23 protein-coding genes are annotated in these 24817 nt (G+C 64.2%); 19 read left to right on the plus strand and 4 right to left on the minus strand.

Features of this window, described 5'->3' with window-relative positions; translation table 11 throughout:
- Positions 1-105 precede the first annotated feature (105 nt).
- Positions 106-297, minus strand: coding sequence for a hypothetical protein (locus QUG03_RS20270; protein ID WP_107799119.1), 192 nt, complete (start codon positions 295-297; stop codon positions 106-108).
- A gap of 115 nt (positions 298-412) precedes the next feature.
- Between QUG03_RS20270 and QUG03_RS20275 the strand changes: the two genes are divergently transcribed.
- Positions 413-1450, plus strand: coding sequence for an NAD(P)H-dependent flavin oxidoreductase (locus QUG03_RS20275; protein WP_500820806.1), 1038 nt, complete (start codon positions 413-415; stop codon positions 1448-1450).
- A gap of 259 nt (positions 1451-1709) precedes the next feature.
- Here QUG03_RS20275 and typA read toward each other — a convergent pair whose 3' ends face one another.
- Positions 1710-3530, minus strand: coding sequence for a translational GTPase TypA (gene typA / locus QUG03_RS20280; protein ID WP_107799121.1), 1821 nt, complete (start codon positions 3528-3530; stop codon positions 1710-1712).
- A 139-nt stretch (positions 3531-3669) separates the two neighbouring features.
- Between typA and QUG03_RS20285 the strand changes: the two genes are divergently transcribed.
- The 6 genes from QUG03_RS20285 to QUG03_RS20310 all read left to right on the plus strand — a co-directional run bounded on the left by QUG03_RS20285 (position 3670) and on the right by QUG03_RS20310 (position 9707).
- Positions 3670-4545, plus strand: a complete 876-nt coding sequence (locus QUG03_RS20285) for a hypothetical protein (RefSeq protein ID WP_500820807.1) — start codon at positions 3670-3672, stop codon at positions 4543-4545.
- Between the two features lie 119 nt (positions 4546-4664).
- Positions 4665-5972 carry an enoyl ACP reductase FabMG family protein gene (locus tag QUG03_RS20290; RefSeq protein ID WP_500820808.1) on the plus strand — a complete coding sequence of 436 codons (1308 nt, stop codon included), beginning with the start codon at positions 4665-4667 and terminating at the stop codon, positions 5970-5972.
- 347 nt (positions 5973-6319) lie between these two features.
- Entirely contained in the window at positions 6320-6655 is a 336-nt protein-coding gene (locus QUG03_RS20295; RefSeq protein WP_500820809.1) for a hypothetical protein, read from the plus strand.
- Entirely contained in the window at positions 6652-7533 is an 882-nt protein-coding gene (locus QUG03_RS20300; protein WP_500820810.1) for a hypothetical protein, read from the plus strand. The genes QUG03_RS20295 and QUG03_RS20300 overlap by 4 nt, the downstream gene beginning before the upstream one ends.
- Positions 7534-7553: 20 nt before the next feature.
- On the plus strand, positions 7554-8594 hold the full coding sequence (locus tag QUG03_RS20305) for a hypothetical protein (protein ID WP_500820811.1): 1041 nt from the start codon (positions 7554-7556) through the stop codon (positions 8592-8594).
- 6 nt (positions 8595-8600) lie between these two features.
- Positions 8601-9707, plus strand: coding sequence for a hypothetical protein (locus QUG03_RS20310; protein WP_500820812.1), 1107 nt, complete (start codon positions 8601-8603; stop codon positions 9705-9707).
- A gap of 58 nt (positions 9708-9765) precedes the next feature.
- On the opposite strand, the gene QUG03_RS20315 is transcribed toward QUG03_RS20310, so the two are convergent.
- Positions 9766-10755: an NAD(P)H-quinone oxidoreductase gene (locus QUG03_RS20315; RefSeq protein ID WP_500820813.1), complete on the minus strand. Its 990-nt coding sequence runs from the start codon at positions 10753-10755 to the stop codon at positions 9766-9768.
- Positions 10756-10924: 169 nt separating this feature from the next.
- Here QUG03_RS20315 and QUG03_RS20320 point away from each other — a divergent pair, with 169 nt between their 5' ends.
- The 6 genes from QUG03_RS20320 to efp all read left to right on the plus strand — a co-directional run bounded on the left by QUG03_RS20320 (position 10925) and on the right by efp (position 18002).
- Positions 10925-11590, plus strand: a complete 666-nt coding sequence (locus QUG03_RS20320) for a 7-cyano-7-deazaguanine/7-aminomethyl-7-deazaguanine transporter (protein WP_107799126.1) — start codon at positions 10925-10927, stop codon at positions 11588-11590.
- A 108-nt stretch (positions 11591-11698) separates the two neighbouring features.
- The gene (locus QUG03_RS20325; protein WP_486636920.1) at positions 11699-14134 is read left to right on the plus strand and encodes a heavy metal translocating P-type ATPase; all 2436 of its coding nucleotides are present in this window, start codon (positions 11699-11701) and stop codon (positions 14132-14134) included.
- The gene (gene ccoS, locus QUG03_RS20330; protein WP_019103031.1) at positions 14134-14313 is read left to right on the plus strand and encodes a cbb3-type cytochrome oxidase assembly protein CcoS; all 180 of its coding nucleotides are present in this window, start codon (positions 14134-14136) and stop codon (positions 14311-14313) included. The genes QUG03_RS20325 and ccoS overlap by 1 nt, the downstream gene beginning before the upstream one ends.
- Before the next feature lie 280 nt (positions 14314-14593).
- A complete protein-coding gene (locus QUG03_RS20335; protein ID WP_107801759.1) occupies positions 14594-15895 on the plus strand; it encodes a NupC/NupG family nucleoside CNT transporter in 1302 nt (433 codons plus the stop codon).
- Between the two features lie 335 nt (positions 15896-16230).
- Complete coding sequence (gene earP / locus QUG03_RS20340) at positions 16231-17376, plus strand: elongation factor P maturation arginine rhamnosyltransferase EarP (protein ID WP_500820814.1); 1146 nt, start codon at positions 16231-16233, stop codon at positions 17374-17376.
- A gap of 62 nt (positions 17377-17438) precedes the next feature.
- Complete coding sequence (gene efp, locus QUG03_RS20345; RefSeq protein WP_048412240.1) at positions 17439-18002, plus strand: elongation factor P; 564 nt, start codon at positions 17439-17441, stop codon at positions 18000-18002.
- 89 nt (positions 18003-18091) lie between these two features.
- Here the strand turns inward: efp and QUG03_RS20350 are convergent, their stop codons facing one another.
- On the minus strand, positions 18092-18640 hold the full coding sequence (locus QUG03_RS20350; protein ID WP_337881939.1) for a cupin domain-containing protein: 549 nt from the start codon (positions 18638-18640) through the stop codon (positions 18092-18094).
- Positions 18641-18937: 297 nt separating this feature from the next.
- Here QUG03_RS20350 and QUG03_RS20355 point away from each other — a divergent pair, with 297 nt between their 5' ends.
- From QUG03_RS20355 to QUG03_RS20380, 6 genes are read left to right on the plus strand one after another with little or no spacing between them, the layout of a single operon-like run.
- Positions 18938-19822 (plus strand): hypothetical protein, encoded by an 885-nt coding sequence (locus tag QUG03_RS20355; RefSeq protein ID WP_500820815.1) that lies wholly within the window; start codon positions 18938-18940, stop codon positions 19820-19822.
- A 46-nt stretch (positions 19823-19868) separates the two neighbouring features.
- Positions 19869-20624, plus strand: coding sequence for an SDR family oxidoreductase (locus QUG03_RS20360; RefSeq protein WP_500820816.1), 756 nt, complete (start codon positions 19869-19871; stop codon positions 20622-20624).
- Positions 20625-20636: 12 nt separating this feature from the next.
- Positions 20637-21539, plus strand: a complete 903-nt coding sequence (locus QUG03_RS20365; RefSeq protein ID WP_500820817.1) for an alpha/beta fold hydrolase — start codon at positions 20637-20639, stop codon at positions 21537-21539.
- Positions 21532-22350 (plus strand): IclR family transcriptional regulator, encoded by an 819-nt coding sequence (locus tag QUG03_RS20370; protein ID WP_107799132.1) that lies wholly within the window; start codon positions 21532-21534, stop codon positions 22348-22350. Before QUG03_RS20365 ends, QUG03_RS20370 begins: the two co-directional genes overlap by 8 nt.
- A 12-nt stretch (positions 22351-22362) precedes the next feature.
- Positions 22363-23163 carry an SDR family oxidoreductase gene (locus QUG03_RS20375; RefSeq protein ID WP_253315403.1) on the plus strand — a complete coding sequence of 267 codons (801 nt, stop codon included), beginning with the start codon at positions 22363-22365 and terminating at the stop codon, positions 23161-23163.
- Complete coding sequence (locus QUG03_RS20380) at positions 23153-24817, plus strand: thiamine pyrophosphate-binding protein (protein WP_500820818.1); 1665 nt, start codon at positions 23153-23155, stop codon at positions 24815-24817. The genes QUG03_RS20375 and QUG03_RS20380 overlap by 11 nt, the downstream gene beginning before the upstream one ends.

Genomic DNA, 24817 nt, shown 5'->3' on the forward strand with positions numbered 1-24817 from the left:
CAACCCCGAAACGAGGCACCCTTTGGCGCGGATGTGCGTAATAGATGATTTTCCCCCGCCAGGATGGCAAGGGACGCGGGATTCTAACACCGGACGGCGGAGCGCTCAAGCCTCCTCGCGCGCCTCGCGGGCTTTTTCCCGCTGACGGCGCAGCTTGCGCCGCGTCATCCGCGCCACAAAGAAGGTGGGCAGCACGCCCAGAAAGAACACGGTGGACAGCGAAGCCAGCACGCTGTGCTGCGCCACCGCCAGCATCAGCACCACATAGAGCCAGCCCAGCAACACGATCAGCAACATATTTAAACAATCGTTTGAATTTTCCGGCAAAGCCGACAACAATGACAGCGCCGGGTCAAACCCGCTACGCCCGCCAACCCCAGACCGACAGACATTGTAAAGCGAGCCCCGCCCCATGCAAACCGCCATCACCCGCCTGCTCGGCATCCAGCGCCCGCTGATCTGCCCCGGCATGAGCTATATCGCCACCCCGGAACTGGTGGCCGCCGTCGGCAACGCCGGCGGCCTGGGCATACTCGCCACCGGCCCGCTGACGCCGGAGCTGACGCGACAAGCCATCCGCCGCGTGCGCGAGCTGAGCGACGCCCCCTTCGGCGTCGGCTGCACGCTGATGATGCCCGGCGCCAAGGAAAACGCCATGGTCGCGCTGGAAGAACGCGTGCCGGTAATCAATTTTTCCCTGGGCAAGGGGGATTGGCTGATTGAACGCGCCCACGCCTACGGCGGCAAGGTCATCGCCACCGTGGTGACGGAGAAGCACGCGCGCTCGGCGCAGACGTCCGGCGCCGACGCCCTGCTGGTCACCGGCCACGAGGCCGCCGCCCACGGCGGCGCCGTCACCTCGCTGACGCTGATTCCGGCCATCCGCAAGGTCTGCGAACTGCCCATCATCGCCGCAGGCGGCTTTGCCGACGGCCGGGGCCTGATCGCCGCGCTGGCGCTGGGCGCCGACGCCGTGGCCATGGGCACGCGACTGGCGATGAGCCGGGAAAGCCCGGTACACCAGCGCACCAAGGAGATGATCCGTCAACGCGGCGTGGCCGACACCTTGTATTCCAAGAATTTCGACGGCCTGTGGTGCCGGGTGATGGACACCCCGGCCGCCCGCCAGGCCACGCGCAAGCCGCTAAGCTTGCTCGCCGCCGCCTGGCGCGCCAGCGCCGCCGCGCGCAAGCTGGACATGCCCATCGCCAAAGTGGTGCTGGGCGGCCTGCTGAGCCAGCCGCAAGCGCTGCGCCAGCTGGCGCAATTCGGCGCCGCCACCGAGTCCATCCGCCTGGCGATAGAGGACGGCGACCTCGACAAGGGCGTGCAGCTGATCGGCCAGGCTCAGGGCCTGATCGACGACGCGCCCAGCGTGGCCGAGCTGTTCGAACGCATCCTGGTCGAGGCGGACGCCTGTCGGCGACGGCTGAACGCCTTAAGCGACTAAGAGCTTACTCAAAGTCCGCTGCGCTTCAGCGATACGGCGTTGAAACCGAACTCAGTGCTCATGTACCACGTGTACATTCCGCTTTTTCGCTCGTTTTCGCCTTGTCTCGCTCTTGCTCGCGAGACTTTGAACAGGCTCTAAGAACCCGCTCAATGCCCGCCGCGCCTCGTGAAGCACCGCACGGCGAGCACACACTCCAAGACATAAAAAAACCGCCGCCCCATCAAGGGTACGGCGGTTTTTGTCAGACCGGCGTCGATCAGGACGCGGCGTTGGCCTTGGCCATCTTGCGACGATCCGATTCGTTCAGGTAACGCTTGCGGATGCGGATGGACTTCGGCGTGATTTCCACCAGCTCGTCGTCGTCGATGAATTCAACGGCGGATTCCAGCGTCAGCTTGATCGGCGTGGTCAGACGCACGGCTTCATCGGTGCCGGAGGCGCGCACGTTGGTCAGCTGCTTGCCCTTGACCGGGTTCACCACCAGGTCGTTGTCGCGGCTGTGAATGCCGATGATCATGCCTTCGTACAGCTTCTCGCCCGGAGCCACGAACATGCGGCCGCGGTCTTCCAGCTTCCACAGCGCGTAAGCCACCGCCTCGCCATTCTCTTGCGAGATCAGCACGCCGTTGTGACGGCCCGGCATGTCCGGCTTGACCGGCGCGTAGTCGTCGAACACATGGCTCATCAGGCCGGTGCCGCGGGTCATGGTCATGAAGTCGGACTGGAAGCCGATCAGACCGCGCGCCGGAATATGGTATTCCAGGCGGGTGCGGCCGTTGCCGTCGGATTCCATATTGGTCAGTTCGCCGCGGCGACGACCGATCTCTTCCATCACGCCGCCCTGGTGATCGTCTTCCAGGTCGATGGTCAGGTTCTCGTACGGCTCGCTCTTCTGGCCGTCGATTTCCTTGAACACCACGCGCGGCTTGGCCACGGCCATTTCAAAGCCTTCGCGACGCATGTTTTCCAGCAGAATGGTCAGGTGCAATTCACCACGACCGGATACGCGGAACACGTCGGAGTCGCCGGTGTCTTCCACGCGCAGCGCCACATTGGTCAGCAGTTCCTTGGTCAGACGGTCGCGGATTTGACGCGAGGTCACGAACTTGCCTTCGGTGCCGGCCAGCGGCGAGGAGTTCACCATGAAGTCCATGGTCAGCGTCGGCTCGTCCACGGACAGCATGGGCAGGCCTACCGGCTGCTCCTTGTCGCAGATGGTCACGCCGATGCCGATGTCTTCCAGGCCGGAGATGATGATGATGTCGCCCGCTTCGGCTTCTTCAACCGGCACGCGGTCCAGACCCTGGTAACCCAGCACCTGGTTGATGCGGCCCGTGGCCACTTGATCGTCGTGGTTCATCACCACCACTTGCTGACCCGGCTTGATGCGGCCGTTCAGCACGCGGCCCACGCCCAGGCGGCCGGTGTAGGTGGAGTAATCCAGCGCGGAAATCTGCAGCTGCAGCGGCGCGTCGGCGCTGCCCGGCGGGGTCGGCACGTGCTTGAGCACGGTGTCGAACAGCGGGCGCATATTGTCGGACTCTTCCTCCAGCTCCAGCTTGGCGAAGCCGTTCAGGCCGGAAGCGTAGATGATCGGGAAGTCCAGCTGTTCGTCAGTCGCGCCCAGCTTGTCGAACAGGTCGAAAGTCTGATCCACCACCCAGTCCGGACGCGCGCCCGGACGGTCCACCTTGTTGATCACCACGATCGGGCGCAGACCCAGCGCCAGCGCTTTCTTGGTAACGAAACGGGTTTGCGGCATCGGGCCTTCTACGGCGTCCACCAGCAGCAGCACGCCGTCCACCATGCCCAACACGCGCTCAACTTCGCCGCCGAAGTCGGCGTGTCCCGGAGTGTCGACGATATTGATGTGCACGCCTTCGTATTCGATGGCGGTGTTCTTGGCCAGAATGGTAATGCCGCGTTCTTTTTCAAGATCGTTGCTGTCCATTACACGCTCGTCCACTTGCTGGTTCTCGCGGAAGGTGCCGGATTGGCGCAGCAATTGGTCTACAAGCGTGGTCTTGCCATGGTCGACGTGGGCGATGATGGCGATATTGCGAATTTGTCGGGTCATTTTAGGAAGGAGGATGGATACAGAAAAATCGCTGGATAATAGCACAAAAAACTGTCCATACCAAAAATTCCAGCGGGCGACAAGCGCTGGGCTTTTGCGTACACTGCGCGGCAAACCGACTTCGACGAGGAAACGCTCCATGTACGACTGGAACGCCTTATGGCATGAACACGAAGCCTACCGCACCGGCTACGCCGTTCAGCACAACGATGCCAACCAACTGGCCGACGCCCTGTCCGCCCAACTGATCAAGCCGGCCGCCGGCATAGACGACGTGGCCGTTTACGACGATGGCGACCGCTACCTGCTGGCTGGCCACAAGGACGGCCTGCAATTGCTGGACATCGCCAAGCACAGCCTGTTCGACATCACGCTGCGCTTCGTCACCGAGGAAGAAGATCAGGACATCGCCCCGCCCTATGTCGAAATCCACGTCGACAACCTGGCCACCGAGGAACAGGCGGTCTGGCGCGCCGTGGTCAGCCGCCACGAAGACGGCCAGATCTGGGTGGGCAAGCGCGCGCTGGACGAAAACGTGATTCCGGCCATGCCCTTCGACGAACTATCCTTCACCGACAACGCCCGCTTCCGCGAAGAACTGGCCCGGGTCTGGCATGAAGACCTGCCGCAGTTGAAGCCGGCGCTGGAAGCCTGGTTCCAGCACGGCGCGCTGAGCGCTCCGGCCGACGAGCCGGCCCATTACGGCGACGCCGCGCGGGTACAGCAGATCTGCGACCGCTACGCCGAGATCGTGCGCCGCGAACAAGCGCTGCTGTCGCGCCAGTTCAGCGATCCGGAACTGCACCTGATCGCCCAGGTACTAAAAGGCGTGCGCTTCGACGACGCTGCCTCCTGCCGCGGCGTGTGGCTGGCGGTGGAGGCGCGCATCATCGAGGAAGAACTGGACCAGCACTGGAAAGTGGACGGCGAAAAACTCCTGACCAAGATGAAGGCGCTCAGCTACGCGCAGGAAGTGGCCTTGATAGAGGCGCTGTCGCCGCTGCCGTCCAACTGAACACCCCAAACCGGATCGCGGGTAGAATGCCCCCGATCCGAGCAATCACTCCAAACCTATCCAAGTGACCGGCCCCGCCATCACGCGCCGCGCCGGTCCGCATCGAGAAAGATAAAGACATGGCTCAAACCAGCGCCCTGAGACAGCTTCCGCAAAGCACCCTGTTCCGCCCCGGCGACGTCTTCGTCCTGTTCGGCGAACTGTTCGGCCGCGGCTACGCCAACGGCCTGATCAATGAAGCGCGCAAGGCCGGCATGGACATCATCGGCATGACCGTGGGCCGCCGCGACGAGAACAACCAGTTGCGCCCGCTGAACCAGGAAGAACTGGCCGCGGCCGAAGCCAACCTCGGCGGCCGCGTGATCAATGTGCCGCTGATGGCCGGCTTCGACCAGGACGGCGCGCCGACGCCGACCGAGCTGCTGGCCTCCCTGACGCTGAAAAGCTGGCAGGACGACAAGCTGGACTGGGAACACATCGAACAATGCCGCCAAATCGGCGTGCAGCGCTTCAAGGACGGCGTCGCCCAGGCGATGGCGCAGCTGGACGGCATGATAGCCGACGGCCGCAATGTGTTCTTCGCCCACACCATGGCCGGCGGCATTCCCAAGGCCAAGGTGTTCCTGGCCATCGCCAACCGCGTCTACAAGGGCCGCGGCGAGCGCTTCCTGTCCACCCAGGCGCTGCTGGACAGCGATCTGGGCAAGCTGATCCTGCAGAACTTCGACGAAGTCACCGCCAACACCTTCCAGCACCTGATCGACGGCAGCGCCGCGCTGCGCGGCCGGCTGGAAGCCGCCGGCGGCCAGGTGCGCTACACCGCCTACGGCTACCACGGCACCGAGATCCTGATCGACGGCGACTACCAGTGGCAGACCTATACCAACTACACCCAAGGCTACGCCAAGATGCGCCTGGAAAACGTCGCCCGCGCCGCCTGGGAGCAAGGCGTCAAGGCCACGGTGTTCAACTGCCCGGAAATCCGCACCAACTCCTCGGACATCTTCGTCGGCGTGGAACTGCCGCTGCTGGCGCTGCTGCGCGCGCTGAAGCGCGAGGACGGCGGCGCCTGGGCCGACGCGCAATGGCAGGCATGCGCCGCCCTGCTGCAGGACGGCCACACACTGGAAGAGGTGCTGGAGAAGATAGACACGCTCAATAGCGGCGAGGTGATGCGCGGCTTCCGCAATTTCGAAGCCTGGCCGATGCCGAACAGCCCGGAACTGGCCGAGGTGATGATAGGCACCTCCGACGCCATCGTGGACCTGCATCAGGACAAGAAGGCCTTGATCACCGACCACCTGAGCAGCCTGGTGATCGACGCCACCGGTCCGCTGATGTTCCACGAAGCCGCCGCGCCCGCCGGCCCGGTGCTGTGGCTGAACCATGACATCATCGCGCGCCAGCTGAACCGGATGCACGGCTGAAGCTTGTCGGAGTTCGAAACGGCGCTCACCATGTAGCGCTCACAACGCGCAGCGAGCTTTGAACAGACTTAAAAAACGGCGGGGGATTCCCTGCCGTTTTTTGTGAGAGCTCGCATGGACGCCTCTCTCTAAATGCTCATTCACCCCTTGTAGATTCCGCTTTCTCAACGGCTTTCGCCTTGTCTCTCTTGCTCGCAAGATCGTGAATACACTCTTACGTATTGTCTTGATTTGAATCTCTAAACCACAAAGCATGATGGCATATTTTAGGATAAATCCTATATGGCCGGATTGATCCCTGGGTTAATGTATTCAGCTTCTTCGTCGTATCCTCCGGAGAAGCCGCCATGTCGCCACAACAGCACTACCACCTGAAGATCGCTGACCTGTCGGCCGAACTACTGTCGGTCGAATCCTTCACCCTGCACGAAACCCTGGGCCGGCCCTTCGTCGCCGGTATCCCCGTCGCTTTCACCCGGCAAGACATCGACCTCGCCTCCCTGCTGGACCGCTACCCGCGGCTCTCCATCCACGGCCCCACTCGGACATCACCACCTTCCCCCCAACGGCGGCCCGCTGCGCGGCGTCACCAAAGCGGATGGCTACAGCGACACCATCAAGAGCGGTACGCCAAGCAGCTACACAACATCACGCTAGATACCGACTCAGGAGACGCCCAATGAGCAATTGGCAATCATTCCCGCTGTTTCGCGGCGATGGCATCACCCAAGCCGCCAGCCAGGCGATGGCAATCGCCGAAAGTGAAGTGCGCCTGCCGCCAGCCCGGCTGGACCGGGTGACGATCAAGCGCATCCCGCTGTGGTCGAAGCCAGGTCCATACAACTACGATGGAGAGATTTTCAAATTCGGCCCCGGCCACTACTGGGTGGAGATCGCCCACGACGATCCCAAGATCAAGGAGAGTTACGGCTGGTATCCGGCAAGAGATATCAAAGCCATGTCTCCTCCCAAAATGTTGGGGGCCATGTGGGATGTTGAAGGGTGCATCAATGGCGACTCAGATGAAAGGCGAGCTACGGATAAAAGGCGCGGGAATCTAAATTTTGAAAAACTGGCTGGACAAGGTATAGGCAGCCAACCTTTTCCATCTGACCCCAACCATGGCAACCCTAAAGCCCGCAGTGTCGTCCACCCCTATTTCCGGCTCTACCCCTCCGATGAGCGCTCGGTTGAAGCCACCATCCAACAAATCCGCGATTTCGCCGCCGCTTACGAGAAACAATATGGCGGCCGCTGGAGCTATCGCCTCGACAGCTTCGACGAGGACAACTGTCACACCTTCATCTGGCGGCTATTGCATGACTGCCAATTGGTCGATGCCAAATTGCTCGACCCCAATACCGACATCCACTTTGAAAAGATCAACGGCAAGTATCCGTTGGCCACCGCCAAAGATGCCTTAAACCGTGGTCCTGGCGCACTGACCCAAGCGGGTCCCAATACGGTTCGCCGGCTGATCCGCCCCGACTACATCGCCAAGATGGAGCAGGATACCCAGCGCGCCCTCGACATGCTGGCCAAGCAAGGCATCCGGCCATGAGGCGATGGCGGCCTTCCGGCTTGAATCTGTTTTTGGCATTCCTCATCGGCCTCACGCTGCTGGTGGTGTCGGCTCTGGCCGGTTTTCCCGCTTCGCAAGGCATTTTGACTAAGGCATTCATCATGGCAATCCCACAAAACATCGACAGCAATGGCAAGATCATTCACCCCAATACCGAATTTTACGGGCATCAATATCCAAGAGTGTTCTCCAGCGACTACTTCAACGGAGAAATACTAACACCAGAGGCTGCGGAAAATAGTGAGGACGGCACCGTGTCAATAATGATTAACCGCAATCATAAAATTAGTTATCGTAGTCCTAGCCTCAGACTGCGCGAGCCATATACAGGCCCTATCGACTATCAGCGCTTTGGCATCAAGGTCAATGGCATCTATTTCTTCGGCCTAGATGCGGATGGCCAGATCAACCGACTGCTGACTATAGAGCAGGCACTATTGGAACCGGTCTATATCAAGGCGGACATTTTTGTTGCCGAAATCCGTTCAGCAGAAAAGGTTACTCGCACCCAAATAGGGCGAATCCGATTCAGTTATTGGGCTAGCAGTGGCAATCTTAAAGAAATTTCAGGGTTTCGCCAAAAGGGAAATGGTCACAAACATACTTGGCTAGCCACATATACCGAGCAAGGTGTTTACCAATCTGACCATGAAATCAAATCTCAGGCTTTAACCACCACCTTCCCCACCGACATCCCCCTTAAAATCCTCGGCATCAAGACCGATGGCCGCTATCTGCTTAGCGTCCTGCCAGACGGCAGCGCCGGTTTCCCGCGCCCAGAACTGGATGCGCTGGAAGACAAGCGCCATATCGAACTCTGGGCAAAAGATGGCCAGGTCTATCGCGCCACGCTAATCAGCTTCGTCACCACCGGCGAAAACTGGACCAGCTACGACAAGGACGGTAATTACCTCAAGCGCTGGGGCTACGACATCGAGAACGACCGCGAGGTGGAATGGCAGCAAAAGTTCGACCGTAGCGTGGGTCAGCGCGGCGGCGAGTGGGTGCCGCCACGGCCACAAGACGCGGAAGAGGACTGAGGGCCCATGCCAAACAAAGAGTCCACCATGAGGCGATGGCGGCCTTCCGGCTTGAATCTGTTCCTGGCATTCCTCATTGGCCTCGCGCTGCTGGTGGTGTCGGCTCTGGCCGGTTTTCCCGCTTCGCAAGGCATTTTGACTAAGGCATTCATCATGGCAATCCCACAAAACATCGACAGCAATGGCAAAACCATTAGGCCCGACACGGAGTATTACGTCAGGCACGCTCCGAGGATATTTTCCAGCGATTACTTTAAAGGCGAAATACTGACTCCAGAAGCTGCTGAAGTAGGTAACGAAACCGAAGAAGGTGATAGTACAGCAGCAATAATGAAGATCAATCGTGACCATAAGATCACGCTCCGTAGCGCGGATGTCAGGAAGCGTGAGCCTTATACCGGCCCCATCGATTACGCACGCTTCGGCATCAAGGTCAATGGCATCTATTTCTTCGGACTGGATGCGGACGGTCAGATCAACCGACTGCTGACGGTAGAACAGGCTTTACGTGAACCAGCCTATCTCAAGGCCGACATCCATGTCGCCAGAATTCGTTCCGCAGAGAGGGTACATCGGATACGAACTGGAGCAACCTACTACAGCTACTGGCCTAGCAACGGCCAACGCAAAGAGCTACGCGGCTTCTACGTCAAAACCGATGGCCGCAAGCGTACTTGGCTAGATATCTACACCGAGCAAGGTGTTAAAAAAAAACCTGATCACGAAGCCAACTATCAGGCCAAGCTTGAACCCTTCTCCGCCGACATCCCCCTTAAAATCCTCGGCATCAAGACCGATGGCCGCTATCTGCTCGGCGTCCTGCCAGACGGCAGCGCCGGCTTCCCGCGCCCGGAACTGGATGCGCTGGAAGACAAGCGCCATATCGAACTCTGGGCAAAAGATGGCCAGGTCTATCGCGCCACGCTAATCAGCTTCGTCACCACCGGCGAAAACTGGACCAGCTACGACAAGGACGGTAATTACCTCAAGCGCTGGGGCTACGACATCGAGAACGACCGCAAGGTGGAATGGCAGCAAAAGTTCGACCGCAGCGTGGGTCAGCGCGGCGGCGAGTGGGTGCCGCCGCGACCGCAAGATGCGGAAGAGGACTGAGGTCATGCCCTCTCACGCCAAAAAAAATCAGCCATGAGACGCTCGCGAGCGTCTCCGATTATGCCCCCGCCAGCACCGGAAACAGCGTCAACACCACCTTGCCCAGATTGCGATTGGCCTCGACATACGCATGCGCGTCGGCCACCTGGGCCAAGGGGTAGCTGGAATCCAGCGTCAGGCGCAGCCTGCCCTGCTCCAGCGCCGGCAAGATCCGGGTTTCCAAAGCCCGCGCCAAGCGCGCCTTCACCTCCAGCGGCTGCGGCCGCAGCGTGGAGCCGATCAAGGCGATGCGCTTCATCAGCAGCGCGCCCAGGTTCAACTCCGCCTTGGCGCCGCCGAGCAGGCCGATATTGACCAGCCGCCCATCCGGCTTCAAGGCCGACAGATTGTCGTTCAGATAGGCCCCGCCCACCGGGTCCAGCACCACGTCGACGCCGCCCCAGTCCTTGACCATGGGACCGAAGGCCGGCGTTTGCCGGTAGTTGAACACCCGCGCCGCGCCCAGCTCGCGGCAGAACCCGGTCTTCTCCTCGCTGCCCGCGCTGGCGAAAGCCTGCGCGCCCAACAGGCCGGCCAGCTGGATCGCCGCCGCGCCGACGCCGCTGGCGCCGGCGTGCACCAGCACGGTCTCGCCGGCCTGCAAGCCGGCCTTTTCCACCAGATTGAACCAGGCCGTCATCCAGGCCTCGGGCAGGCTGGCCGCCTCCACCCAGGACAGCCAGTCCGGCTTGGCGATGGCCAAGGCCTCGTCCAGCAGCGCGTATTCGGCGTAAGCTCCGCCGCCGATCAGGCCGAACACCGCATCGCCGGGCTGGAAACGCGAATCCGCGTCCGCCTCCTCCACCACGCCCGCCACTTCCAGGCCCAGAATCGGGCTGGCGCCCGGCGGCGGCGGATACTGCCCGGCGCGTTGCGCCAGGTCCGCGCGGTTGACGCCCGCCGCCATCACTCGCAACAGCAATTGGCCGGCGCCGCGAACCGGCGGCGCGATCTCGTCCAAACGCAAGGTGTCGACTCCGCCCGGAGCCGACTGCACAACTGCCAACATACCCCCTCCTTTCGCTCTCAAGCGACTGATTAGCAATGTCAAATACCTTTGCCAAGGCGGACGCAGGCGCGTATCATCTCCGCCCTTGCCCTGTTCCAGCCTCGCCGGACCGGGCCAACCGAATCTGCATTGGGTTCCCTCACCCCAATCCAATAAAAAGGCCGACATCATGTTTAGCTTTACCCGCCAACAGCGGCTGTCCGCGCTGCTGTGGCTGTCCTTGTTCCACATCGCCATCATCGCGTCCAGCAACTACCTGGTGCAATTGCCCATCACCGTGTTCGGCTTCCACACCACCTGGGGCGCGTTCACCTTTCCCTTTATTTTCCTGGCCACCGATCTGACCGTGCGCGTATTCGGCGCGCCGCTGGCCCGCCGCATCATTTTCGCGGCGATGCTGCCGGCCCTGGCGATCTCCTACCTGATCTCCACCCTGTTCTACCAGGGCGCCTGGCAAGGCGCGTCGGCCCTGGCCAGCTTCAATGTATTCGTCGCCCGCATCGCCGTCGCCAGCTTCGCCGCCTACGCGCTGGGCCAGGTGCTGGACGTGCAGGTGTTCAACCGCCTGCGCCAGCTGAAAACCTGGTGGATCGCCCCCGCCTCGGCCATGTTGTTCGGCAATATCAGCGACACGCTGGCCTTCTTCTTCATCGCCTTCTACAAGAGCAGCGATCCCTTCATGGCCGCCAACTGGGTGGAGATCGCGCTGGTGGACTACAGCTTCAAGCTGCTGATCTGCCTGCTGTTCTTCCTGCCCATGTACGGCGTGATCCTGAACCGCATCCTCAAGCAGCTCAGTTTGCGCGGTGTGGAAGCTCAATTGCACGCGGCTTAAACGACTCCAAGCCCGGGCCGGACGCCCCCAGCAAATGGGGGCTGCCGCGGCTGATTCCAACACGCTAGCGCAAGCCAAACGCGGCCGGATTGATTACAATCGGCCATCATGAGTGAAAACTGCTTCCACTGCGGCCTGCCGGTGCCGCCCGACGTCCGGTTCCCGGTCAAATACCGCGAAGTCGATCAGCCCACCTGTTGCGCCGGCTGCCAGGCGGTAGCCGTCACCATCATCCAGTCCGGCCTGTCCGATTACTATCAGCACCGCACCGAGGGCGCGCGCCAGGCCGAGCCGGTGCCGCTCGAACTGCTGGAGCAGATCAAACTCTACGATTCCGACGAGCTTCAGCGCAGCTTTGTGCGCTTCGAGGCCGAAAACCTGCGCGAGGCCTCGCTGATGCTGGAAGGCATCACCTGCGCCGCCTGCGTCTGGCTCAACGAGCAGCACATCCGCCAGCTGCCCGGCATCGTCAGCGTCGACATCAATTACAGCAATCACCGCGCCCGCGTGCGCTGGGACAATAGCCGGGTCCAGCTGTCCGCCATCCTGGAGGCGGTCAGCGCCATCGGCTACCGCGCCCACCCCTACGACGCCGAACGCCAGGAAGCGCTGAACCAGAAAGAGCGCAAGCAGGCGATCAACCGCCTATGGGCGGCCGGCCTGTCCATGATGCAGGTGATGATGTACGCGGTGCCCATCTACCTGGCGCCGGACGGCGAGATTTCGCCGGACTTCCTGTGGCTGCTGCACTGGTCCAGCTTCATCCTGACGCTGCCGGTGGTGCTCTACTCCGCCGTGCCCTTCTACCGCGCCACCTGGCGCGACCTCAAGACCCGGCGCGTGGGCATGGACACCCCGGTGACCATAGGCATTCTCACCGCCTTCCTGTCCAGCTTCTGGGCCTTGATCAACAAGGTGGAGCACGGCGTCTATTTCGACTCGGTGTCCATGTTCGTGTTCCTGCTGCTGGGCGGCCGTTATCTGGAAGGCATCGCCCGGCGCAAGGCCGGCGAAGCCACCGAAAGCCTGGTCAAGCTGATCCCCGCCTTCGCCCACCGCCTGGCCGGCTGGCCCGCCAGCCGTCAAAGCGAGGAAACCACGGTGACGCAGCTGCGTCCCGGCGACGTGATTCTGATCAAGCCCGGCGAGACCATTCCCGCCGACGGCGTGGTGCTGGATGGCCACAGCGCCAGCAACGAGGCGCTGCTGACCGGCGAAAGCCGGCCGGTGAGCAAAGACGTCGGTGCCGCGGTGATCGCCGGCAGCGTCAACGCCGCCAGCCCGCTGGTGGTGCGGGTGGATCAGACCGGTCAGGACACCCGGCTGGCCGGCATCGTGCGGCTGCTGGACCAGGCGCTGGCGGAGAAGCCGCGGCTGGCGGTGATCGCCGACCGCTTCGCCAGCTGGTTCGTCGCGCTGCTGCTGCTGGCCGCCGCCGGCACTTACATCGGCTGGCACTATATCGAGCCGGACCGCGCGCTGTGGATCATGGTGGCGGTGCTGGTGATTTCCTGTCCCTGCGCGCTGTCGCTGGCCACCCCGGCGGCGCTGACCGCCGCCTCCGGCCACCTGGCGGCGCTGGGCGTGCTGACCACCCGCGGCCATGCACTGGAAACCCTGCCCAAGATCAGCGACGTGGTGTTCGACAAAACCGGCACCCTGACCCATGGCGATATGCGGCTGCTGGACAGCTGGACCGCGCCCGGCCGCGACGCGGCGGCGGCGCTGGCCACGGCGGCGGCGCTGGAACAGGGCTCGGAACACCCGGTGGCGCGCGCCTTGCTGGCCGCCGCCGGAGACGGCCCGCAGCAGGCCGCGGAAGCGCTGCGCAACCACCCCGGCCAGGGCGTGACCGGCCAGCTGGATGGCCGCGCCTGGCGCATCGGTTCGCCGGAATTCATCGCCGCCCAATTGGGCGACTGCCCGCTGCCCGCCGCCGACTGGCACGGCGACAAGACCCTGATCGCGCTGGCGGACGAAACCGAACTGGTGGCGCTGTTCGCCATCGGCGACGCGGTGCGCGCCGACGCGGCGCCGCTGTTGCGCCAGCTGAAACAGCGCGGCCTGCGCGTGCACCTGCTCAGCGGCGACGGCGCCGGCGCGGTGGCCAGCCTGGCGCGCCAGCTGGACATGGACGCCCACATCGCCCGCGCCGCGCCTGAGGACAAGCTGGCCTATGTCGGCCGGCTGCAAGCCGCCGGCAAGCGCGTGCTGATGGTGGGAGACGGCATCAACGACGCGCCGGTGCTGGCCAAGGCCGACGTGTCCATCGCCATGGGCGGCGGCACCGACGTGGCGCGCGCCAGCGGCGACATGGTGCTGATAGGCGACCGGCTGGGGCTGATCGCCAGCGCTTTCGAGCTGTCGCGCAAGACCTTGTCTGTGATTCGTCAAAACCTGTGGTGGGCCGCCGCTTACAATATCGTGGCGCTGCCCTTGGCCATCGCCGGCCATGTCACGCCGTGGATTGCCAGCCTGGGCATGGCGTCCAGCTCCCTCATCGTAGTCGGCAACGCCCTCCGACTGGTCAAACGGAGACCCTGATGGAAAGCCTGTATCTGCTCATCCCGCTCAGCCTGGTGCTGGCCTTCGTCATCGGCGGCATTTTCTGGTGGGCCACCCGCAACGGCCAGTTCGACGACATGGAGGGCCCGGCCCACCGCATCCTGATGGACGACGACAAGCCCAAGGACGCCAAGGACGAGACGCCGCGGCGCGACTGAAGCCCCGCGCTCGCCCAACCCCCTCCCGGCGCGTCCCCGCGCCGGGATTTTTTTGCTCCGACGCGGCGCGCCCGCATGTCCCGCCGCCGGCCCAATCTTCACCCAAATCGAATAAAATCAATGACAAAGCGTCGCAATCGCTTTCGTTATCCGATTTTTGCTGTAAAATCGCGCCCCTTGAGCAATATTAGCTAATCATCATCTAATAATCGTTGGATCCGCCTTGTCCGGCGCCGCGCGCCGGCTTGTCAACTTCCGCACCATCATCTCAGGGTTGTTCGTGAATACCTTACAAGCTCTCGTCGGCATGTTGTTCCTGCTGGGCACCGCCTATGCGCTGTCCACCAATCGCAAAGCCATCAATTGGCGCATCGTGCTGATCGGTCTGATCATGCAAAGCTCGCTGTTCCTGGTCATCAACTACGTGCCCGCCGCGCGCGCGGTGTTCGAAGCCTTCGGCTCCGGCTTCGCCAAAGTGCTGACCTTCTCCGGCGAAGGCGCCAGCTTCGTGTTCGGCGACCTGGCCAAACCCAGCGGCAGCATGGGCTTTTTGTTCGCCTTCATGGTGTTGCCGGTCATCATCTTCTTCTCCGCCTTCAGCGCCCTGCTCTACCATCTGGGCATCCTGCAACGCGTGGTGGCCGGCATGGCCTGGGTGATGAAGCGCAGCATGAAGCTGTCCGGCCCGGAAAGCCTGACCGTGGCCGGCAACATCTTCCTCGGCCAGACCGAGGCCCCGCTGCTGATCCGCCCCTATATCCAGCACATGAGCCGCTCCGAGCTGGCTTGCGTGATGATCGCCGGCATGTCCACGCTGGCCGGCGGCGTGCTGGCCGCCTACGTCGCCTTCCTCGGCGGCAGCAATCCGGCGGAGCAAGCCAAGTTCGCCACCTATCTGCTGATGGCCTCCTTCATGAACGCGCCGGCGGCCGCGGTGTTCGCCAAGATCATCTACCCGGAAACCGACCGCGACCACGCCTCCAGCGACAAGCTGGACTACAGCCAGGACGACGATCAGGGCAGCTTCATCAACGCCATCGTCAACGGCGCGATGTCCGGCATGAAGATGGCCGCCGCGGTGGCCACCATCATCCTGGCCATCGTGTCCATGATCGCGCTGGCCAACTTCGTGGTGAAGGACGGCATCGGCGCCGCGCTGGGCGTCAACGAAATGATCAAGGCCTCCACCAACGGCGTGTTCGACGGCCTGACGCTGCAATACCTGTTTGGCCAGGCCTTCCGCGTGTTCGCCTTCATGATGGGCGTGAGCTGGCACGAAACCCTGGAAGTGGGCAGCCTGCTGGGCCAGAAGATCGTGGTCAACGAGTTCATCTCCTATCTGGACCTGGCCAAGATGAAGGCCGCCGGCACCCTGTCGCCGCAAGCCATCCTGATTTCCACCTTCGCGCTGTCCAGCTTCTCCAACTTCAGCTCGGTGGGCATCTGCGTCGCCGGCATCGGCGCGCTGGCGCCGTCGCGGCAGAAGGAACTGGCCCAGATCGGCATGCGCGCGCTGGCCGCCGCGGTGATGGCGGGTTTCATGACCGCGACCACGGCCGGCCTGTGGATGTCCATTTTCTAAGAACCTGTTTACGATCTGCTGCGCGTCGGCGATACGGCGTTGAAAACAGCTTCGAAATGCTCATGTACCACGCGTACATTCCGCTTTCTCAGCCGTTTTCGCCTTGTCTCGCCTTAGCTCGCGAGATCGTAAACCAGTTCTAAAAGCAATCACCGCGTTTTGATCTAGTTGTAGCGTGGACAAGCCCAAAGGACTTGCCCACGCTACGAACTCAGGCCTTTGTCCGCGGCGTCTTAATCTTTATGCAACATGCAACCCCGCGCTCCGGCGCGGGGTTTTTCATGAACCCGCGGCGGCGTGCTAAGCTGCCGCCATTTTCACGCGCGGCACCGCCAATGGAACGCAAACACTGGGATATTTTCTGCGCCGTGGTCGACAACTACGGCGACATCGGCGTCGCCTGGCGGCTGGCGCGCCGGCTGGCCCACGACTTCGGCCTGGAGGTGAGGCTATGGGTGGACGACCTGGCCAGCTTCGCCCGCATCGCGCCCGATCTGGACCCGGCCCTGCCCGCCCAGCGTCTGGCCGACATCGACGTCCGCCACTGGCCGGCGGACGGCCCGCCCGCGGACACTGTGCCCGCCGAGGTGGTGATCGAGGCCTTCGGCTGCCGGCTGCCGGAGCACTTTGAACAGGCGATGGCCGCCAAGGCGGTCAAGCCGGTGTGGATCAATCTGGAATACCTGTCGGCGGAAGACTGGACCCGCGGCTGCCACCGCCAGCCCTCGCCGCATCCGCGGCTGCCGCTGACCAAGCATTTCTTCTTCCCCGGCTTCGAGGCCGACACCGGCGGCCTGATCTGCGAACAGGGCCTGCTCGACGTCCGCCGCCAATGGCAGGACGACGCGCTGGCGCGCCGCGCCTACTGGCAGCTGCTGGAACTGCCCGAGCCGGCCGCGGACGAGTGGCGGGTCAGCCTGTTCACCTATGAAAACCCGGCGGTCACCAGCCTGCTGGCCGCCTGGGCGCTGGGCGAGCGTCCGATCACCTGCCTGCTGCCGGAAGGCAAGGCGCTGCCGGACGCCGCCCGCGTCTTCGGCTACCCCTTGCGCGCCGGCATGCTGGCGCGCCAGGGCCAGCTGACGGTCAAGGTGCTGCCGATGACCGACCAGGACAGCTACGACCTGCTGCTGTGGTCCTGCGACCTCAATCTGGTGCGCGGCGAAGACAGCTTCGTGCGCGCGCAATGGGCCGGCCGGCCGTTTCTGTGGCACATCTACCCGCAGGACGCCGCCGCCCATCTGGCCAAGCTTGATGCCTTTTTGTCACAGTACGGCGCGGCGCTGCCCGCCGGCGCGGCGCAGGCGCTGAGCGCCGCCAGCCATGCCTGGAACCACGGCGCCGACATGGCCGCCGCGTGGACGGAACTGGCCGCCTGGCTGCCCGCCTGGCGCGAGCATGCCGCCGCCTGGCCGGAAAAATTGCTGGCGGACGGCGATCTGGGCGACAGACTGCTGCACTTTGTCCGGGAAATCGGCTAGAATACGCCGTTTTTCGGAAACCTTTTTTTCCGACTTCAATCAAGAGTTTGGGACTTTTAGTAATGAAAACCGCACAAGAACTCCGCGCCGGCAACGTATTCATGGTAGGCAGCGACCCGATGGTCGTGCAGAAGGCTGAATTCAGCAAATCCGGCCGCAACGCCTCCGTTGTGAAAATGAAGATGAAGAACCTGTTGACCGGCGCCGGCAGCGAAGCCGTATACCGCGCCGACGACAAGTTCGACGTCATCGTGCTGGACCGCAAGGACTGCACCTACTCCTACTTCGCCGATCCGATGTACGTGTTCATGGACACCGAATTCAATCAGTACGAAGTGGAAGCCGACAACCTGGGCGACACGCTGAACTTCATCGTCGACGGCATGGAAGAAGTGTGCCAAGTGACCTTCTACGACGGCAAGGCCATCTCGGTTGAACTGCCGACCACCGTGGTTCGCGAAGTGGAATACACCGAACCGGCCGTACGCGGCGACACCTCCGGCAAAGTGCTGAAGCCGGCTCGCCTGGTGGGCACTACCTTCGAAGTTCAGGTTCCGGCCTTCGTCAACACCGGCGAAAAGATCGAAATCGACACCCGCACCAACGAATTCAAGAAGCGCGCCTAAGCGCCCTCTTGCTTCGCAGTGCCCAAAGCCGCCCGGCGCCATGCGCCGGGCGGCTTTTGTTTTGAGCGCAACGTGTCAGCGACAGGCCATCAGCGCTTGATCCTGGATAAGGGGTCGTCCGGCCGGTAAGTCGGCGTCATCGGCCGCGGCGATCCCACCATCACACAGAGCAAGGCGTCGTCGTCGCCCACATTCTCTTCGCCGCGGTAGATCCCCGGCGGAATCGAGATCAGATCCCGCGGGCCGACGACCGCCTCCCAACGCTCCCCTTCCAAAGATTCGCAAAACAGCTTCACCGTGCCTTGCAACACAAAGAAGATCTCCTCCGCGTCGGTGTGCAGATGCAGGGGGCCGATATGGCCGGGCGGAATCTTCATCGTGGAAAAAGTGAAGTGCACCGCCGGCACGGTATTGCCGTCGGCGGCCACCCCGGTGGCGCCGGTGCCGACATAGCGCATCTGCGCGCGGCCGTACTCCGGCTTGAAATCCGCCTGAAACTTCAAGGCGTCCCAGTCGTAACGGCGGGTGGAACGCAACACGCAACGCGACGCCATCCACTCGGCAAAGCTCTTGTCGGCCGGCCTGGCCAAGGAAGGCAGAGCCTCCCGCACCAATTCATTCAAACGATCATTGTTCATGGTGGTCTTTCAACGGCGGGCAGCCTGCTCGCAGGCTGGAATGTCGAAACCGGAACGCAGGGCGCGGCGCTGGGCGCCCCATTTGTTCCGTCTATGAAACATGATTTCATTAATGAAATCTTCTATAGCCTAGGCAAGCCGAACCCAGGCCAAACATTAGGGAAAACCCTAATATTTTGCTCGGTTTTCACCTCATAAAGTCGATCATGTTCCACAAATAAATCCTTGTTTTATAGGTGGAACAAAAATAAAAACCGGCGCATTCAATGACGACCAGGTTTATGAGGAGAAACAGCAATGCCCCCTATCCGCTTGCCCTGTACTCGACCGTCCCGCGTCCGACGCCCCCGGACGCTGGCCGCGCTCTGCCTGGCCCTGTCCGCGCCCGCCTACGCCGCGGACTGGTCCGACACCTTCATCGGCTACCGCTTCGGCAACGCCTATCAGGAGCCCGGCAACAACCGGGACATCCGCAAACAGATCCTCACCCTCAACCACAGTTCCGCCTATCGCTTAGGCAGCAATTTCTTCGTGCTGGATTACCTGCGCTCCAACGGCGCCGACCCGTCCAGCTCCGGCGCGGACAACGGCGCCACCGAGTTCTATCTCGCCTACCGTCATCAGCTGCAATGGAAAAAGCTCAGCGGCAGCACCGCCGACTTCGGCCCGATCCGCGACTTCTCGCTGCAAGCCGGCTTCGACGTGGAAACCAAGAACTCCGCCTTTTCCCCGGCCAAACGCATGCTGGTCATCGGCCCCACCGCGCAGTTCGACGTGCCCGGCTACCTCAATCTGGCCCTGCTCTACGCGCGGGAATGGGGCGAATGCGGCCTGAACCCCTGCCGCCAGGCGGGCAACAGCAATAGCGTCGCCTTCGATCCCTTTCCGCGCCTGGAACTGGCCTGGGGCCTGCCTTTCCAGTGGGCCGGGCTGCCGCTGAAATTCCAGGGCTACGCCTTTTACAACGCCAAAAAGGGCAAGGATTACCAGAACCGGGACACCACCGCCGAATACCTGATCCGCCCCTCGCTGATGGCCGATATCGGCCTGCTGGCCTTCAAGGCCAAGAACGCGCTCTGGCTTGGCCTGGGTTACGAGCTGCGCCGCAACACCTACGGCAACAGCGGCGGTCCCGGCATCGACACCAATACGCCCAGCCTGAATCTGGAATGGCATTTCTAATCCGCAAACGGCCTCGCGCCCACGCTAACCCTTTCAAGGAGATTTCATGCCGGACAACCTCAAGGACAGACGCATTCTGATCACCGGCGGCGCGCGCGGCCTGGGGCTCGCCTTCGCCGAGAGCGCGGCGCGCGAAGGCGCCGCGGTGGCGATAGCGGACCTGCGCCATGAACAGGCGCAGGCCCAGGCCGAACGACTGCGCGCCGCCGGGCATCAAGCCTGGGCGCTGCCGCTGGATCTGGCCGACCCGGACGCCATCCGCCGCTGCGCCGAGGACGCCGTCCAGCGCCTGGGCGGCTTGGACGGCCTGGTCAACAACGGCGCGGTCACCGATTCCGGCGGCGTCTCCGCCGCCGAGCTGGATATTGAGTGCTGGGACCGGGTGATGGCGGTGAACGTGCGCGGCGTCTGGCTGATGACCATGGCCTGTTCCCAGGCGCTGGGCGCGTCCGGGCGCGGCGCGGTGGTCAACCTCGCTTCCGACACCGCCTTGTGGGGCGCGCCGCGGCTGCTGGCCTACGCCGCCAGCAAGGGCGCGGTCATCGCCATGAGCCGCAGCCTGGCCCGCGAACTGGGGCCGGCCGGCATCACCGTCAACGCGGTCGCGCCCGGGCTGACTCTGGGCGAGGCCACCGAGCAGGTGGCGGCCGAGCGCCACCGCCACTATGTGTCGCAACGCGCGCTGGAACGGCCGCAAACCCCGGACGACGTCTGCGGCGCCGTGCTGTTCTGTCTATCCGACCTGTCCCGCTTCGTCACCGGCCAATTGCTGGCGGTCAACGGCGGTTTCGTCATGCACTGAAGGAAAACCGCCATGAGCGCACTGGACCTGCCCGCTAACGCCGATGAAACCCTGCTCCTCAAGCTGCGCCGACGCTTGCGCCAATGTTTTCCGGAACGCCGGCTCCAGGTGAACGACCGCGTCGTCGCCTACCGCGAATGCGGCGGCGGCGACGCCACCGTCGTGCTGCTGCACGGCATAGGCTCCACTTCGGCCAGCTGGATGGAGGTGGCCGCCGCGCTGGCGCCGTACGCTCGCGTGCTGGCCTGGGACGCCCCCGGCTACGGCGACACCAGCCCCTTGCCGCAGGCCCGCCCCAAGGCCGACGACTACGCGCAGGCGCTGGAAGGCTTTCTCAAAGCCGCCGGCGTCACCCGCTGCGCCCTGGTCGGCCATTCCCTGGGCGGACTGATGGCCGCCGCCCATGCGCGCCGGCATCCGCAGCGGCTGGAACGGCTGCTGCTGGTCTCGCCGGCCCAAGGCTACGGCGCGGCCGATCGGCGCGCCGACGGCGCGCGCGTCCGCGGCGAACGGCTGCGCGCGCTGCACACCCAAGGCATTGCCCAAGTGGCTGCGCAAGCGCCCGCCCGCCTGCTCTCCGCCTCCGCCGACGCCGCCGCGCGCGCCTGGGTGCGCTGGAATATGGCCCAACTCAAGGAGGACGGCTACGGCCAAGCCGTCGAACTGCTGACTGGCGACGACATCGCCCGCTACGCGCCGTCGCCGCTGCCGGTGACGGTGTTCTGCGGCGAGCGCGATCTGGCCACGCCGCCGGCGGATTGCCAGGCCGTGGCCGCCGCCTTCAACGCGCCCTTCCATCTGATTCCCGGCTGCGGCCACGCCTGTCACGTGGAGGCGCCGGCGGCGCTCGCCGACTTGCTCAGCGCCGCTCTCGCCCCGTCCCACCCCCACACCAAGGAAGCCCATCATGGATGAGCAGAACCTCAACGACGCGGCCGCCCGCTATACCGTGCCGGCCCTGGAGCGCGGCCTGCGCCTGCTGGGCGAATTCAGCCGCGGCGAGCCCACGCTGAGCGCGCCGGAGCTGGCGCGCCGGCTGGCGCTGCCGCGCTCCACCGTGTTCCGCATGCTGGCCACGCTGGAACAGCTGGGCTTCATCGAACGCGCGGAAGGCGGCCGCGACTATCGGCTGGGCATCGCCGTGCTGCGCCTGGGTTTCGAATACCTGTCCTCGCTGGAACTGACCGAACTGGGCCTGCCGGTGCTGGGCCGGCTGCGCGACCGGATCGGCCACGCCTGCAGCCTGGTGGTGCGCGACGGACGCTCCATCGTCTACGTCGCCAAGGTCAACCCGCCGTCCTGGATCGCCTCCAACATCAATATCGGCGCCCGGCTGCCCGCTCACGCCACCGTGTTCGGCCGCATCCTGCTGTCGGAACTGCCGCTGGAGAAACTGCGCGAGCTGTATCCGGAAGAGCATCTGGACATCCATTCCAGCCAGACCCCACGCAACACGCTGGAGCTGTTCCACCTGCTGCAGCAAGACCGGGAGCGCACCTGCCTGGTGGGTGAAGGCTTCTTCGAAACCAATATCTCCACCGTGGCGGCCCCGGTGCGCAACCACGGCGGCGCCATCATCGCCGCCATCGGCGCCACCCTCCCCATGCCCAGGCTGGAGCCCGGCCAAGCCGATGCGCTGGCCGGCCACATCCGCGCCGCCGCCGCCGAACTGTCCCGCGCGCTGGGCCACGCCGGCGGCGGCATGGGCAAAGTCATCCACCTGTGAACGGAGCCTCCGATGAGCTTTTGCGATCTTGATCAGTCCGTCGCCGTCGTCACCGGCGGCTCCTCCGGCATCGGCCTCGCCTGCGTCGAACAATTTCTCGCCGCCGGCGCCGCGGTGGCTTTTTGCGGCCGCGATCCCGCCCGGCTGGCTCAGGCCGAAGCGCTGCTGCGGCAACGCTTCCCCGCCGCCCGGCTGCTGGCCCGCGCCTGCGACGTGCTCGACCGCGAAGCGGTGAACGCCTTCGCCGCGGAAACGGAGGCCGAGCTGGGCCCGGCGTCCATCCTGGTCAACAACGCCGGCCAGGGCCGCGTGTCCACCTTCGCCGACACCAGCGATGAAGACTGGCTGGACGAGCTGCGGCTGAAATTCCTGTCGGTCATCCATCCCACCCGCGGCTTCCTGCCCCAGCTGGAGCGCCGCGCGCCGGCCGCCATCGTCTGCGTCAACTCGCTGCTGGCCCTGCAGCCGGAACCGCATATGGTCGCCACCTCCGCCGCCCGCGCCGGCGTGCTCAATCTGGTTCGCTCGCTGGCCACCGAGTTCGCCCCGCGCGGCGTGCGCGTCAACGGCATCCTGATCGGCCTGGTCGACTCCGGACAATGGCGGCGGCGCTTTGCCGAGCGCGAGGACCCGGCGCAGGACTGGGACCAATGGAGCGCCGCGCTCGCCGCGCGCAAACAAATTCCGCTCGGCCGGCTGGGCCTGCCGCAAGAGGCCGCCCAAGCCGTGTTCTTCCTCGCATCCCCGCTCTCTTCCTACACCACGGGAAGCCATCTCGACATCTCTGGAGGCCTGTCGCGTCATGCCCGATAAACACACTGTCACCGTCGGCGAAGCGCTGGCGATCTTCCTCGAAAACTGCGGCGTCAAAGCCGCCTTCGGGGTGATCTCCATCCACAATATGCCCATACTCGACGCGCTGAACCAACGCGGCCGCATCCGTTTCGTGCCGGCGCGCGGAGAGGCCGGCGCCGCCAATATGGCCGACGCCTGCGCCCGCACCACCGGGCGGCTGGGCGTCTGTCTGACCAGCACCGGCACCGCCGCCGGCAACGCCGCCGGCGGCATGGTGGAGGCACTGACCGCCGGCACGTCGCTGCTGCACATCACCGGCCAGATCGAAACGCCCTATCTGGACCAGGAGCTGGCCTACATCCATGAAGCGCCCGAGCAGCTCGGCATGCTGCGCGCCGTGTCCAAGGCCGCCTTCCGCGTGCGCAACGCGCAAACCGCGGTCGGCGTGTTCAAACAGGCGGCGCGCGCCGCGCTGAGCGCGCCCTGCGGACCGGTCAGCATAGAAATCCCCATCGACATCCAGGCCGAGCGCATCCCGCTGCCGGCCGATCTCGCGCCGCTGCCGCCCTTGATCGCCGTCCCGTCCGAGGCCGCGCTCGACGCGCTGGCGGACCGGCTGGCCGCGGCGCGCCGGCCGCTGCTGTGGCTGGGCGGCGGCGCGCGCGGCGCGGCCGACGCGGCTCAACGCTTGCTGCGCCTGGGTTTTGGCGTGGTCAGCAGCACCCAGGGGCGCGGCATTGTGCCGGAAGACGATGAACGCAGCCTGGGCGCTTACAACCTGCACCCGCCGGTGGAGACCCTCTATCAAAGTTGCGACGCCATGCTGGTGGTCGGCTCCCGCCTGCGCGGCAATGAAACCCTGAAATACCAGCTCAAGCTGCCGCGCCCCTTGTACCGCATCGACGCGGACCCCGCGGCGGAAGGCCGCGGCTACGTCGACGACGTCTTCGTCTGCGGCGACGCCGCGTTGGCGCTGGACGGGCTGGCGCGGCGGCTGGAAGGCCGGATGCGCGTGGACCCGGCCCTGCCCGCCGACCTGTGGCGCGCGCGCCAGGCCGCCGTGGACGCGCTGCTGGACGGGCTGGGCCCCTATCGCCGCCTGGTGGAAACCTTGCAAGCCCGCATTGGCCGCGACTTCAACTGGGTGCGCGACGTCACCGTCTCCAACAGCACCTGGGGCAACCGCCAGCTGCGGCTGTTCTCCGCCACCACCGGCGTACACGCGCTGGGCGGCGGCATCGGCCAGGGGCTGGCGATGAGCATAGGCGCCGCCATCGGCGCGGCCGCCTACGGCAGCGGCCGCAAAACCCTGGGCCTGGCCGGCGACGGCGGCTTCATCCTCAATCTGGGCGAGCTGGCCACCGCGGTTCAGGAACAGGCGGATCTGGTGATGATTCTGATGAACGACCAGGGCTACGGCGTGATCAAGAACATCCAGGACGCCCACTACGGCGGCCGCCGCTGCTATGTGGACCTGCACACTCCGGACTACGCCCAGCTGTGCGCCTCGCTGCGGCTGCCGCACCGCAAAGTGAGCCGGCTGGAGGAACTGGATCAGGCGCTGGCCTCGGCGCTGGAGCACAGCGGCCCCTTCCTGCTGGAAATCGACATGCTGGCGATAGGCCGCTTCAAAAGCGCCTTCGCCGGCCCGCCCACCAAGCAACAGGACTGA

The sequence above is a fragment of the Chromobacterium sp. CCUG 30098 genome (genome assembly GCF_059916605.1).